We start from the raw sequence: 13,979 nt of genomic DNA on the forward strand, positions 1-13,979 counted from the left end.
TGTGATGAAGTTAAAAATCGCGAAATTAGATTTTCTTCAATAACTGATTAAGTGCTTTTACTTCTGGGCTTTCAGCATCTTGTTTATTTAACCAATTATCGATAGCTTGCTTGGCTTTTTGCTGTAATTGATCACGCAGTAATTTTTCAATATTAAGTTCATATTGAATCGCATTCCAATCACCGTAAAGCCTTAATGGTATTTCAATTTTAGCTAATTGACGAATAAACTCGTTTTCTTTACCCCAACCTTTTTTGATATTAACAAGTAACATTACATCAAGATCATGGCGTTGAAGATCCACTTTGCCCTGCCCTTTAATTTGATAAGCCTCTGCTTGAGCATCAAGTGAATTAACCGTTACTTTCCCTTTTGGCGCTAATTTAAATTGGGCAATCACATTATCTGCTTGGGTGTAACTTTCGATATCTTCAGGGTAAATCACTTTATCCGTTGCTTGAGCGACCGATTGCTGAATAACCTGTGGTACATTTAATCCCTGCATTTTAAATTGGGTAACAGAGGTATTAAGCGTACCTTGCCAATAATTATAAAAGGCTTTTCGGTTATATCCCGCACCTTCTAAATTCCCTTTTGCCGAAATTAATCCACTAAAATTTTCAGGCTGATTAAATACACGCAATAGCGGCTGTAATGGGATATTGTTCATTGTGACATCCATGCTGATATGTGCTGGCACAATGCTTGTAGAGATCACCGTCGGAAGTGAAAAATCACCTTGAAGAATTTGTCCTGTTAAGGTTTGAATATTCAGCGAATTAGGATTATTTAGCGCATCAAGTTTAAAATTATTAATCTCTAAATCTTTATAAAGAAGCTTATTCAGTGCTAATTTCAGCGTAAACTCAATATCGCCCCAATGCGTTAAATCATATTCTTTATTTTCAATAGTAACTGAAGTAATAACCGGCTTTGCCATAATTGTGGCATTTGGCGCTGGCGCTGCATGTGCAATATTAAATAATGAGAACGATGATGGCGTCTGATTATCTTTAGGGGACAATAATGCGGTTTCCGTTGTTTTAGCCGCGGCTAACTCTGGTAACAACGTATTTAAATTTAATTGTTCACCTTTTAAATCAACTTGATAACGTGTTTTACCTGCAAATTCCGCACTGATATTACCTTGCAGTTGGCTGTCATTCGCAGTGAGATTTAAGTTATCAAGTGAAATTTTTCTCACACCTTCATTTTGGATCGTAAAATCTGACGTTAAACTTCCTGCTATACCATTTTCAGGGATCCCTATTCCTGATAAAGCATAATCTAACTGTGTGATATTACCTGCAATTTGGTAAGGATAACTGTTCATATCCGCATTAGCGGCAACATTTAGCGTAATCTCACGACGGTCACGATTCACTTTCGTGCTCATCTCAAGACTAACTTGTTTTTTCTCGTCTGTTTTCAACGATAAATTAATATCGCGTAAATTAAGCTGCTCACCGTCTTTCATTTGCCAAATAATTAAGCTGTCTGAAATTTTTACTTTGGCGATATTCAATTGCCAATTATTGGCTCTGGGTTCGATTACTGGGCGAGAAATATCTCGAGGAGTAGAAGGCGGTGATATTTTAGGAATAGCTTTGCTTTCTGGTGTTTGGCGAACAACGGCACCTTTAAGCATGACTTCTTTTACTTCAAGTTGATGCGAAAGTAGCGGTAATAACTCAACATCCAGACGCATATTATCGGCGGTAACTAAAGGCATTTCAGCACCGGGTGCTGTCAATGACATTTTACCACTAATAATGCTTAATTTTGGCCATACATGCCAACGCATATCATCTTGTAATGTCAGTTTATAACCGCTTTGTTTTTCGACCCTTTCAACAAGGTATCCGCGGAAATCATTGGGGTTGATGAGTAAAACTAACGCTGTTAAGCCTGCCAAAATAACCACAAGCAAAATAGCCAGTGTTGTCAAAAACCTTTTCATACAATTACCCGCTTAGTGAAATATGATAATAATGATTATAAAGATAGTTAATCTTCACTAATCCGACTACCAACTGCACCTTGTTGATTTTTATATTTTGCATCTTGACGACGATTATAAGGTCTATCAGCAGAACCAGACATTGGTTCAAAGCTTAATGCACCAATAACCATACCCGGTCTTAATGCAAGTGGGAGTTTACCTGAGTTAAAAAACTCTAATACGATTTGTCCATGCCAACCGGGATCAATACGATGAGCAGTAACATGCACCATTAAACCCAAACGAGCTAATGATGAGCGTCCATCTAACCATCCAACAACATTATCAGGCAAGGTGACTGATTCAAGCGTCACAGCTAACGCTAATTCACCGGGGTGTAAGTAAAAGGCTTCACCTTCAGGTAAAACAATTTCATCACTCATTACACGCTCTAGCGCTGCATTCACTTCTGCCTTAGGTCCACTTAAATCAATATAAGCAGCAGTATGACCTTGGAAAACACGGAACTGGTTCCCTAAGCAAACATCTGCTGTTGCGCCGTTAATTCGCTCGACGGGCGGGCGGGGTTCAATGACTAATTTACCTTCATCCAGCCACTGAATAATATCACGGTCGCATAATCGCATTTTATTTCCTTCTTCAAATTAAACAGGCAGTTTCATCATGCATGAAAGCTGCCCATAAATGAACCCATTATTCGCAGAATTGCCCAATTTTTGCTTTCAGAATATCAATCGCAACGCGGTTTTTACCCCCTCTTGGTACAATAATATCGGCATATTGTTTAGAAGGTTCAATAAACTGGAAGAACATAGGACGAACGGTTTTATTATATTGTTCAATGACTGAGTCTAAGCTACGTCCACGTTCATTTACATCGCGTTTAATTCTGCGCATTAAGCAAATATCTAATGGCGTATCAACAAAGATAGAGAAATCCATCTCTTCACGCAGGCGTTTATCTGTTAATAACAAGATGCCTTCTATGATAATAACTTTTTTAGGTTGAAAAGGAATGGATTCTGCTTTGCGAGTGTGAGCAACGTAGTCGTATTGAGGAAGTTCGATGGTTTTTCCTGCTTTTAGTTCACACAAATGCTGATATAAAAGTGCGTGATCCATCGAATTTGGGTGGTCATAATTGACCTTATATCGTTCTTCCATCGTTAAATCACTTTGGTCACGATAATAACAATCTTCTGGTATCACTCCGATATTATGATCACCTACTTGTGCTCTTAATTCACGGTAAAGTGTACTTGCAATAAGACTTTTACCCGAAGCAGAGGCTCCAGCGATACCTACAATTGTGCACTGATGTGCTGTGTCAGCCATAATCAAAAACCTGGTTTGAAATAAAAAGAGGGATAACGTAATAATATGTAAATATTACGCTAGCGCAGATTATAGTTTTGAAATCACTCTGGTTCCAGCGTAAAACCAGAAATCTATTTGTTTTTTATCAAAAACAGTCGGAAATCACATGTAAAAAATGGAAAGCCAAATGGCTCTCCATTTTAATCAGTAAATAATTCAACGTATTATTTTACTGCAATTACACTGCGCGGAAAGAAATTTCCGTTGGGATTGCATCACCATCCCAATACATTTGAGCAGAAACTGTTGATGCGATTTCGCGATAAATATCAGCAAACTCGCCTTCCGGATCACGCATCACTGTTGGTTGTCCGCGGTCTAAGTCTTCACGTAAAGAGATATGAAGAGGAACTTGACCTAATAATTCGCAATGATACTTCTCAGCCAATTTCGCCGCACCACCAGTACCAAAGATAGGTTCAAGGTGACCACAGTTGCTACAAATATGTGCGCTCATGTTTTCAATAATACCTAATACAGGCACATTGACTTTCTTAAACATGACGATCCCTTTCATCGCATCCACCAGCGCAATATCTTGTGGTGTTGTTACCACAACCGCTGCGGTTACAGGGATGTTTTGAGATAAGGTTAATTGGATATCACCGGTTCCCGGTGGCATATCGATAACCAGATAATCCAAATCAGGCCACAGCGTATCTTGGAGCATTTGCATTAATGCTTTGCTCGCCATAGGACCACGCCATACCATCGCATTATCATCAGTGACTAAATAACCGATAGAGTTAGACGCTAAACCATAAGCCATAATCGGCGCCATATGTTGTCCATCAGGAGACGTTGGACGCTCCATTGTGGTACCCAACATATTAGGAATAGATGGACCATAAATATCAGCGTCAAGAATACCTACTTTAGCGCCTTCTTGTGCAAGGGCTAATGCAAGGTTAACGGCTGTACTTGATTTACCTACACCACCTTTACCAGAGCTCACGGCAAGAATATTACGCACACCATTAACGCCAGGCAGATCATTTGCACGACGTAAAGTTGAAATATTATGCTTGAGTTTCCATTCAATGGCTTTAGCACCAGTGATGTTGCGAAGTTCAGCAGTTTTTTCTTCGATTAGGACTTGGAAAGTTTTTTTCCAAACAAATGGCATCACTAATTCGATATGAAGAACATCGTCAATCATCGCACATTGATGTAATGCTTTTAGAGAAAGCAGATTACGTTTCAATGTCGGGTGTTCAAAAGTAGACAGGACACCTGAAACTTTTTCGTTCAGAATCTCAGGGGTGGTCTGCTCGGGGGATTTATCACTCATCCCGGCTCCTCTCGTTTTCATTATTTATTAAATATATGAGTGCATCTATCATATCAGATAGTAGATGACTACGATAATGCCTTACCTCAATTTGCCAACTGAAATTTCTCTTGCAAAAACTCGCTTATTGCCCTAGCGACATCATGACGGATCGGTTAACATCGAAGTCCCTTTTATTAATTTTATGGAAGTAAGATCCTTACTATGTCTCACGTCGCGAATAAATTACTGGTAACCTGCGCGTTACCTTATGCTAACGGTTCAATTCATCTCGGTCATATCCTTGAGCACATTCAGGCAGATATCTGGGTCCGTTATCAACGAATGCGCGGCAAAGAAGTTCATTTCATCTGCGCTGACGATGCTCACGGCACCCCTATTATGCTGAAAGCTCAGCAGCTGGGTATTACGCCAGAAGCAATGATTGAAGAAATGAGCAAAGAGCATCAGCAGGATTTTGCTGGCTTCAATATCAGTTATGACAATTATCACTCTACACACAGTGAAGAGAGTCGCCAATTATCGACTAAAATTTATCTTGCACTGAAAAAGAATGGTCACATCAAAAGCAAAACTATTTCTCAGCTTTATGATGAAGAAAAAGGCATGTTCTTGCCTGATCGCTTTGTAAAAGGCACTTGCCCTAAATGTAAAGCGCAAGACCAATATGGTGATAACTGTGAAGTTTGTGGCTCAACTTACAGCCCAACAGAATTAATTAATCCACGCTCTGTCGTATCAGGCTCAACACCTGTTATGCGTGAAACTGAACACTACTTCTTCGACTTACCTGCATTTAGCAACATGTTGCAAGAATGGATCCGCTCTGGTGCACTACAAGAGCAAGTTGCGAATAAAATGCAAGAGTGGTTCGACAGCGGTTTACAACAGTGGGATATCACTCGTGATGCGCCTTATTTCGGTTTCGAAATTCCAGATGCGCCGGGTAAATATTTCTATGTATGGCTAGATGCACCAATTGGCTACATGAGTTCTTTCTTAAACTTATGTGAAAAACGTGGTGATTTAAGTTTTGATGAGTTCTGGAATAAAGACAGCAAAGCTGAGCTTTATCACTTTATTGGTAAAGATATCGTCTATTTCCACAGCTTATTCTGGCCTGCAATGTTAGAAGGTAGCGAATATCGCAAACCAACAAACTTGTTTGTTCATGGTTATGTCACAGTAAATGGTGCGAAGATGTCAAAATCTCGTGGCACCTTTATTACTGCTCGCGCTTATCTTGACCATTTTGATGCAGATTGCCTACGCTATTACTATGCAGCAAAACTTTCATCACGCATTGATGATATTGACCTAAACTTAGAAGACTTTGTACAACGTGTAAACAGCGACATTGTTAATAAGGTGGTTAACCTTGCATCACGCACAGCAGGTTTTATCAGCAAGCGTTTTGATGGCAAATTAGCTGATTCCTTAGATGATGCTAAGCTTTATCAACACTTTGTTGAGATGAAAGAAACCATCGCACAATCATTTGAAAATCGTGAGTTTGGTAAAGCTGTTCGTGAAATTATGGCATTAGCAGACGAAGCTAACCGTTATATCGACGAAAAAGCGCCTTGGGTAGTAGCAAAACAAGAAGGTCAAGATGCTCAGTTACAAGCAATCTGTACTATGGGAATCAACTTGTTCCGCGTACTAATGACTTATCTGAAACCAGTATTACCTTCACTGACAGAGCGCTCAGAAGCCTTTTTACAAACCCAATTAACATGGGATGCACTTGAAGAGCCACTGTTAGGCCAAGAGATCACTAAATTCAAAGCGTTGTTTAACCGCATTGAAATGGATAAAGCCAATGCAATGGTTGAAGCATCAAAAAGTACCATTGCACCTGTAAAAGAAGTGACAGGTCCATTAGCAGATTCACCAATTCAAGAAACCATCAAGTTTGATGATTTTGCGAAAATCGATATGCGTATCGCTGAAATTAAACAAGCCGATTTTGTTGAAGGCTCAGACAAACTGCTGAAACTAATTTTGGACTTAGGAGGCGAAACTCGCCAAGTATTCTCAGGTATTCGTACGGCATACCCAGATCCTAAAGTGTTAGAAGGTCGCTTAACGGTAATGGTGGCAAACTTAGCACCTCGTAAAATGCGTTTTGGTATTTCAGAAGGCATGGTAATGGCAGCAGGCCCTGGCGATAAAGATATCTTCTTACTCAGCCCAGATTCTGGTGCAAAACCGGGTCAACAAGTGAAATAACAACCAAGATTCATTTGCCAAGTAAATAAATGGCGGGGTTCTATTAGAACCCCGCTCTTTTTTTATTGTGATCCATAGCACACTTTCAAAATCGGTGTATGATAATTCTGTTAGTTGATTTGGGACACTTATTTATGAAATCTAAACGGGCACGATTACAGATTACACTTTGGCATTATCTACGATCTTTTTTGGTACTTTATCTTTGTCTTTTTGCTGGTAATCTTATTTCAGCCCTTCTACCCTTTGCCGTTCCTGGCAGTATCGTTGGCTTACTGATCCTTTTTGGTTTACTTGCTTTCCAGCTTATCCCTTTGCGTTGGGTTAAACCTGGTGCCAATATCCTGTTAAAAAATATGTCATTACTCTTTATCCCTATCGGTGTTGGTGTAATGAACTATTATGATTTGTTAAGTCAGCAACTTTTTCCTATCGTTTTAGCCTGCGTCGTGAGTACTTTTGGTGTTATGGCACTCGTTGCATATTGCTCACACTACGTTCATCGTGAGCGCGTTATCGTGGGGTCGAAACCAGACCAAGTTGAAGATGTTGTGAATACAAAAGAGAAAGACGACGATAAAGCGTTAAGTGAGAAGAAAAAATGTTAGCCATGTTGATGAATATTTGGTGGTCACTTCCTTTAAGTATTTTTATTTTTTACTTAGCTCGCAAGCTTGCAGCTCGATTTAAATTACCTATTTTAAATCCGCTTTTAATTGCGATTGTGGTGATTATCCCTATTTTATTAATAGCAAAAGTACCTTACGAAAATTATTTTGCAGGTAGTCGTATTTTAAATGACTTACTGCAACCTGCCGTTGTCGCTTTAGCTATACCGCTTTATCAGCAATTACACCAAATTCGCGCACAGTGGAAATCATTAATTAGTATTTGCTTTATTGGTAGTATTGCTGCGATGGTCAGTGGCACAGCCATTGCGTTATGGGCAGGAGCAACACCTGAAATTGCCGCATCAATCTTACCAAAATCAGTGACAACACCAATTGCAATGGCTGTTGCGGACTCTATCGGAGGTATTCCTGCAATCAGTGCAGCATGTGTTATTGCCGTAGGTATTTTAGGGGCTATTTTTGGTCACTCGTTATTTAAAATACTACGTATTCCTACCCATGCCTCTCGTGGTTTAGCAATGGGTACGGTTTCTCACGCAGTCGGAACAGCAAGAGCCGCAGAAGTGGATTATATCGAAGGTGCTTACAGTTCATTGGCATTAATGACATGCGGGATTATTACATCTCTTACCGCGCCATTTATCTTCCCTATTATTTTGCATCTTTATAGTTGATATCTTTCTTACTCTCCATTCTTAAATCCCCGATTTAATTAAATTTATTTCGGGGATTTTTACTATAAATTTGAGATGCATCTCTCAATTAATGAATTTGTTGCAATTGTTTCATTGAAAATATGATTTTCATCACATATAAGAATGAGTAAAGATGCCTAGAATCTTATAATACAGAAAGATTAATGGGAGACTCATGTATGCATACTCGTTTTCAGGCAGTTTGGTCAGATTTATCCCCTCAGTTACAACAAGCACTTGCTCCTTATCTTGAGCAGGATGAATTTCCTGCAATGTTTACGGCAGAGCAGGTCAACGCCATAAAAACACAGTTACAATGTAATGATGATGCCTTAGCCCTAGCACTTTTACCGGTTGCTGCTGCTTGTGCTGTTGCACCCATCTCTAATTTTAAAGTCGGTGCAGTTGCGCGTGGTGAAAGTGGTAATCTCTACTTCGGTGCCAATATGGAATTCGCTGGCGCTCCGCTACAACAAACCGTTCACGCTGAACAAAGTGCTGTGACTCATGCATGGTTACGTGGTGAATCTCGCTTAATCTCCGTCACCGTCAACTATACACCTTGTGGTCATTGTCGCCAGTTTATGAACGAATTGAACAGTGGTACCCATATTCAAATTCAGTTACCAGGTAGAAAAATGGCAACATTAGGTGATTATTTACCTGATAGCTTTGGTCCGAAAGATCTCAATATCACCTCTTTACTAATGGACAAAGTTAATCACGGTTACAAAATTGATAACCCTAGTGAATTAGCACAACAGGCGCTACAAGCCGCTAACCGTAGCCATGCTCCTTATAGTGAGTCGCACAGTGGTATTGCCGTTCAAATGAAAAATGGCAAAATTTTCCAAGGTAGTTACGCAGAAAATGCTGCATTCAATCCAAGTTTACCGCCATTACAAGCCGCTTTAATTTTGTTAAATATGGCAGGTGAGAGTGTGATGGATATTGAATCGGCTGTCTTAATCGAAAAAGCAGAGACAATTTTAACGCAATGGGATGCAACACAAGCAACATTAACTGCTTTAGGTTGTCGCCAAATGCAACGCATCACTTTGTAAAAAGTTTTAACTTATTCCTCTAAAAATCTCTCTTAAAAAAGCATCAGCATGTAAATTTTGCTGATGCTTACCAGAAAAAGTTGTAACAACCGTATCTATCTCTCATTTCTAAGCATAAAAATCATAAAAAAATAACATAAGCTGTACATATTTTTATTATTTTGTAGGATCTACAATTGTCATGTGACTAACTGCCTTACAAGAGTATTTTTCATGGAACTGGAACACGAAAGTAAACGCCCTCTCTACATCCCGTATGCAGGTCCAATCCTGCTTGAATTTCCCCTGTTAAATAAAGGTAGTGCTTTCAGCGAAGAAGAACGCAGCACCTTTAACTTACATGGTTTACTGCCTGAAGCAGTTGAAACCATCGAAGAGCAGGTTGAACGCGCTTATCGCCAATATCTTGATTTCAAAAACGATAACGATAAACATATTTACCTACGAAATATCCAAGATACCAATGAAACCCTGTTTTACCGTCTATTGGAATCTCACCTAACTGAAATGATGCCAATCATTTACACACCAACAGTGGGTGAAGCTTGTGAACATTTCTCTGATATTTATCGTCGTGCTCGTGGTTTATTTATCTCTTACCCTAACCGCGCCAATATCGATGATATGCTGCAAAACGCCACCAAACAGAACGTAAAAGTCATTGTTGTAACTGATGGCGAACGTATTCTTGGTCTAGGTGACCAAGGTATCGGTGGTATGGGTATTCCTATCGGTAAACTCTCTTTATATACCGCGTGTGGTGGTATTAGCCCAGCGTACACACTGCCTGTTGTACTTGATGTTGGTACTAATAACCCACAACGTCTAAACGATCCTCTGTATATGGGATGGCGTCATCCTCGAATTACAGGTGATGAATATAACGAGTTTGTTGATGAGTTTATTCAAGCTGTTAAACGTCGCTGGCCAAATGTTTTACTGCAATTCGAAGACTTCGCACAAAAAAATGCGATGCCTTTATTAAACCGTTATCGTGATGAGCTATGCTGCTTTAACGATGATATTCAAGGTACAGCATCTGTTACTTTAGGTAGCCTAATTGCAGCAAGTCGTGCTGCAGGTCGCCAATTAAAAGACCAAACGGTCACTTTCTTAGGCGCAGGCTCTGCGGGTTGTGGTATTGCTGAGCAAATCATTGCCCAAATGAAATCTGAAGGTTTAAGTGATGAGCAAGCGCGTGAACGTATCTTTATGGTTGACCGTTTTGGCTTATTAACAGACAAACTACCTAATCTTCTTGATTTCCAAAGCAAACTTATCCAAAAAAGCGAAGCAATTGCTGATTGGGAAACGGGAAGTGATGCGATTTCACTGTTAGAAGTCGTTAAAAATGCAAAACCAACGATTCTAATTGGTGTTTCAGGGCAAGCAGGTTTATTCACTGAAGAAATTATTCGTGAAATGCACAAACATTGTGAACGCCCTATCGTAATGCCATTATCTAACCCGACTTCTCGTGTAGAAGCACGTCCTGAAGATATTATCAATTGGACTGATGGACAAGCTTTAGTCGCAACGGGTAGCCCATTTGCACCGGTTAAATACAAAGATAAAGAGTATCCAATTGCACAATGCAACAACTCTTATATCTTCCCTGGTATTGGATTAGGTGTTATCGCATGTGGTGCAAAACGTGTGACTGATGCCATGTTAATGGTTGCAAGCCGTGCATTAGCAGATTGCTCACCAATGGCAAAAGGGGGTGATGGCTCTCTGTTACCTTTACTAGCTGATATTCAACAAGTTTCGCGTTATATCGCAAAACAAGTTGCAAAAGAAGCACAGGTACAAGGTGTTGCTACTGTCACTTCTGATTCAGCATTAGAAGAAGCAATTGAACGTAACTATTGGTCACCAGAGTACCGTATTTACAAAAGAACTTCGTTCTAAGTAGCTTGAAACACTAAGTACCATTCTGAAAAGCGCGTCATTACTTAATATGAGGCGCTTTTTTCTTGCTTCCCTATCTCCGCTCAAGTAGCCTTAAGCATTATGAAAGTCATTCATTATTTGCGTCATTAAGGCAAGGAAATGCTAAAACGCCTCATTTATCTCTTTCTCACACTTTTTACTCTGCTTGCTGTCACCTTGATTGCCTGTGATCGCTGGATCGGGTGGAAAACCAATCCTTATATCTTTGAAGATGTGGATACGTTACCCGCTAAAAAAGTGGGCATGGTATTAGGTACATCGAAGTACTATACCAGCGGTTATATAAATCAGTTTTATCAATACCGCATCCAAGGCGCTGTTAATGCTTATAATAGTGGCAAAATTCAGTATTTATTACTCAGCGGTGATAATGCCAAGCATAGCTATAATGAACCGAATACCATGCGTAAAGATCTCATTAAAGCGGGAATTCCTGCCTCTCGTATTGTGATGGATTTTGCAGGCTTCAGAACACTTGATTCAGTAGTAAGAACAAAAGAGGTATTTGGTACAGATGGGTTTACCATTATCACTCAGCGTTTTCACTGTGAACGAGCCGTTTTTATCGCATTAGAAAAAGGAATTGACGCACAATGCTTTGCGGTTGCATCCCCTAAAAGCATGTTTAAAGTACGTGTACGCGAAGTATTTGCCAGAGCAGGCGCAATGATTGATGTGTATATTCTAAACCGTGAACCACGCTTTTTAGGGCCACCAGAAACTATTCCGGCAATACAATCTATTCCTGAAGGCATTAAAGGTTATCCCGCGGTTTCACCAGAGGAAGTCGAATCACTTCCTCTGAACGAAAATAATCATGAAAAAACCTAAAAAAATTGCGCTAATTTTGAAGCTGATTTACGCCAGATCCACTCTATTGGCCCTTGTGGGAAATAACGTAACCAAATCACAGCAAAAGTAATATTGATTGCCCAAATGACAGCAACAAAAGGCATCAATTCCGGTAGAGTAAATTGATTAAATAGCCCCATACGCTGAAATAAATAAATACCGATAAGGCTTTGCATTAAATAGGTTGTTAACGCCATTTTGCCAACACAACGTAAAGCATAGGCAAAATAAGAGTGTTGAATACTATCCCAACTCCAATAAAACAGCGCAATATACCCCAAACTTTGCATCACTTGGATCAACATAGTTAAAGGTTGTGCCAAAATAGCCGCCCAACGGTAATCCCAATCAAGATAATAATCCACCAGCACAATAACTGTTTGTAAGCTTAAACTGATTGCGAGGAAATAAAGCGCTACATAGCCATAATGAGTACGGCTAAATTTCTGCTGTAACCAACCTGATGCCATTAACGCAGAGCCCATCAACATCGCACCAAACAAAAACCAACTGTATTGACGTACTAAGTTAAAAACAAAAAGACTTAGCTCATTCAAACGATAATAAACACTATTTAAATAAGGCCCTGTTTTCCAATCTGATTCAGCCAATTGAGAATATGGAGTGCTGTACCAAACGGTATCAATAAAGTCACGATAATAGTAAAACAACGTACCTAAAATAAGAGCGCCACAAAAATAGAGTATTGCTCCCAATATAAACTGGTATTTTGTCGCTATTGATTTAATAAACGCAAAAACAAATAAACCACACACACTATATGGAAATAAAATATCACCTTCCCAAATAAATAGTGTGTGAATAAGGCCAATCAGTGCCAGTATAACTAACCGCGATATATTAAAACGCGTTCCTTTATATAAAAGGAGATAAAGCGTACCACCAAATAGCAACGCAAAAATAAAGAGGAATTTTCCTTGAGCAAACAGATTTAATGCCATCCATGTTATACGATCACCAAAAGAAGCTTCTCCCGAATGTAATGGGTTAAATGAAGCCACTCTTAATAATGCAAAACCTGAAATATTGAGCAATAAAATGCCAAGGATCGCCATTCCTCTCAACGCATCGAGAGCTTCGATACGTTGATGAGACGATTCATTCATTTTTATTTAAAATCTCAAAGATGACGAACAGCGCGCAAAAATTCCTGACGCGTATTTTGACTCGATTTAAATAACCCACCTAACGAAGTTGTTGTTGTTGCACTCGTTGCATCACGAATACCACGAGCTTTAACACAGTAGTGAACCGCATCAATAGAAACAGCCACATTTTTAGTACCTAGTAACGTTTGTAATGCGATAAGAATTTGCTGTGTTAAGCGTTCTTGAACTTGAGGGCGTTGAGCAAAGAATTGCACAATACGATTAATTTTAGATAACCCAATCACTTTATCTTTCGGGATATAAGCCACAATCGCTTTACCATCAATAGTGACAAAGTGATGTTCACAAGTACTTGTTAATGTGATATCTCGTACTGTCACCATTTCATCAACTTGCATTTTATTTTCAATTAGCGTGATTTTTGGGAAGTTGTGGTAATCCAGCCCTGAGAAAATTTCATCAACATACATTTTAGCGATACGACGAGGTGTTTCAGCTAAACTATCGTCGCTTAAATCCAGATTTAACAGCTTCATCACTTCTGTCATATGATGTTCAATTTGCTGTTTACTCTCACTTGGAGAGAGTTTTGGTTCACGAAGAGGCGTTTCCAAACCGCGTTCAACTAACGCAGTATGCACCCATTGCGCCTCTTTACTTAATGATGACATTGGACTCTCCGATAAACACATTAATTAAGTAGCTGTTATCACACTTAGCAACAACAGCCTACACTTTAGATGACCTCAATCACATTATCCAGCGATACCGCATTTTTCGTTATGAAATT

At 39.4% G+C, this 13,979-nt stretch carries 12 protein-coding genes; 6 read left to right on the plus strand and 6 right to left on the minus strand.

Features of this window, described 5'->3' with window-relative positions; all coding sequences use genetic code 11:
• Window positions 1–25: 25 nt before the first annotated feature.
• The 4 genes from asmA to apbC form a co-directional block, all read right to left on the minus strand.
• Window positions 26–1,960: an outer membrane assembly protein AsmA gene (gene asmA / locus GTK47_RS15830; RefSeq protein ID WP_165124936.1), complete on the minus strand. Its 1,935-nt coding sequence runs from the start codon at window positions 1,958–1,960 to the stop codon at window positions 26–28.
• 47 nt (window positions 1,961–2,007) lie between these two features.
• Complete coding sequence (gene dcd / locus GTK47_RS15835) at window positions 2,008–2,589, minus strand: dCTP deaminase (RefSeq protein WP_165124939.1); 582 nt, start codon at window positions 2,587–2,589, stop codon at window positions 2,008–2,010.
• A 67-nt stretch (window positions 2,590–2,656) separates the two neighbouring features.
• On the minus strand, window positions 2,657–3,298 hold the full coding sequence (gene udk, locus GTK47_RS15840; protein ID WP_023581260.1) for a uridine kinase: 642 nt from the start codon (window positions 3,296–3,298) through the stop codon (window positions 2,657–2,659).
• A gap of 220 nt (window positions 3,299–3,518) precedes the next feature.
• Window positions 3,519–4,631: an iron-sulfur cluster carrier protein ApbC gene (gene apbC / locus GTK47_RS15845; RefSeq protein ID WP_165124942.1), complete on the minus strand. Its 1,113-nt coding sequence runs from the start codon at window positions 4,629–4,631 to the stop codon at window positions 3,519–3,521.
• Between the two features lie 204 nt (window positions 4,632–4,835).
• On the opposite strand from apbC, the gene metG reads away from it, so the two are divergent.
• From metG to sanA, 6 genes are all read left to right on the plus strand, one after another.
• Window positions 4,836–6,863 (plus strand): methionine--tRNA ligase, encoded by a 2,028-nt coding sequence (metG, locus tag GTK47_RS15850; RefSeq protein WP_165124964.1) that lies wholly within the window; start codon window positions 4,836–4,838, stop codon window positions 6,861–6,863.
• Between the two features lie 134 nt (window positions 6,864–6,997).
• Window positions 6,998–7,471, plus strand: coding sequence for a CidA/LrgA family protein (locus tag GTK47_RS15855; RefSeq protein ID WP_165124967.1), 474 nt, complete (start codon window positions 6,998–7,000; stop codon window positions 7,469–7,471).
• A gap of 2 nt (window positions 7,472–7,473) precedes the next feature.
• On the plus strand, window positions 7,474–8,169 hold the full coding sequence (locus GTK47_RS15860; protein WP_165126705.1) for a CidB/LrgB family autolysis modulator: 696 nt from the start codon (window positions 7,474–7,476) through the stop codon (window positions 8,167–8,169).
• Window positions 8,170–8,369: 200 nt separating this feature from the next.
• Window positions 8,370–9,254 (plus strand): cytidine deaminase, encoded by an 885-nt coding sequence (gene cdd, locus GTK47_RS15865; protein ID WP_165124970.1) that lies wholly within the window; start codon window positions 8,370–8,372, stop codon window positions 9,252–9,254.
• 213 nt (window positions 9,255–9,467) lie between these two features.
• Window positions 9,468–11,165 carry an NAD-dependent malic enzyme gene (locus tag GTK47_RS15870; protein WP_165124973.1) on the plus strand — a complete coding sequence of 566 codons (1,698 nt, stop codon included), beginning with the start codon at window positions 9,468–9,470 and terminating at the stop codon, window positions 11,163–11,165.
• Between the two features lie 141 nt (window positions 11,166–11,306).
• Window positions 11,307–12,038, plus strand: coding sequence for an outer membrane permeability protein SanA (sanA, locus tag GTK47_RS15875; protein ID WP_165124976.1), 732 nt, complete (start codon window positions 11,307–11,309; stop codon window positions 12,036–12,038).
• Here sanA and yeiB read toward each other — a convergent pair.
• Window positions 12,035–13,186, minus strand: coding sequence for a DUF418 domain-containing protein YeiB (yeiB, locus tag GTK47_RS15880; RefSeq protein WP_165124979.1), 1,152 nt, complete (start codon window positions 13,184–13,186; stop codon window positions 12,035–12,037). The two genes, sanA and yeiB, sit on opposite strands and share 4 nt — an antisense overlap.
• A gap of 14 nt (window positions 13,187–13,200) precedes the next feature.
• Complete coding sequence (folE, locus tag GTK47_RS15885; RefSeq protein ID WP_165124982.1) at window positions 13,201–13,860, minus strand: GTP cyclohydrolase I FolE; 660 nt, start codon at window positions 13,858–13,860, stop codon at window positions 13,201–13,203.
• Window positions 13,861–13,979: the final 119 nt, after the last annotated feature.

This window comes from Proteus sp. ZN5 (assembly GCF_011046025.1).
Taxonomy (GTDB): Bacteria; Pseudomonadota; Gammaproteobacteria; order Enterobacterales; family Enterobacteriaceae; genus Proteus.

Coding starts and splice junctions, on each gene's coding strand:
- asmA (WP_165124936.1), bottom strand. CDS start 1,960: ATGAAAAGGTTTTTGACAACACTGGCTATTTTGCTTGTGGTTATTTTG.
- dcd (WP_165124939.1), bottom strand. CDS start 2,589: ATGCGATTATGCGACCGTGATATTATTCAGTGGCTGGATGAAGGTAAA.
- udk (WP_023581260.1), bottom strand. CDS start 3,298: ATGGCTGACACAGCACATCAGTGCACAATTGTAGGTATCGCTGGAGCC.
- apbC (WP_165124942.1), bottom strand. CDS start 4,631: ATGAGTGATAAATCCCCCGAGCAGACCACCCCTGAGATTCTGAACGAA.
- metG (WP_165124964.1), top strand. CDS start 4,836: ATGTCTCACGTCGCGAATAAATTACTGGTAACCTGCGCGTTACCTTAT.
- GTK47_RS15855 (WP_165124967.1), top strand. CDS start 6,998: ATGAAATCTAAACGGGCACGATTACAGATTACACTTTGGCATTATCTA.
- GTK47_RS15860 (WP_165126705.1), top strand. CDS start 7,474: ATGTTGATGAATATTTGGTGGTCACTTCCTTTAAGTATTTTTATTTTT.
- cdd (WP_165124970.1), top strand. CDS start 8,370: ATGCATACTCGTTTTCAGGCAGTTTGGTCAGATTTATCCCCTCAGTTA.
- GTK47_RS15870 (WP_165124973.1), top strand. CDS start 9,468: ATGGAACTGGAACACGAAAGTAAACGCCCTCTCTACATCCCGTATGCA.
- sanA (WP_165124976.1), top strand. CDS start 11,307: ATGCTAAAACGCCTCATTTATCTCTTTCTCACACTTTTTACTCTGCTT.
- yeiB (WP_165124979.1), bottom strand. CDS start 13,186: ATGAATGAATCGTCTCATCAACGTATCGAAGCTCTCGATGCGTTGAGA.
- folE (WP_165124982.1), bottom strand. CDS start 13,860: ATGTCATCATTAAGTAAAGAGGCGCAATGGGTGCATACTGCGTTAGTT.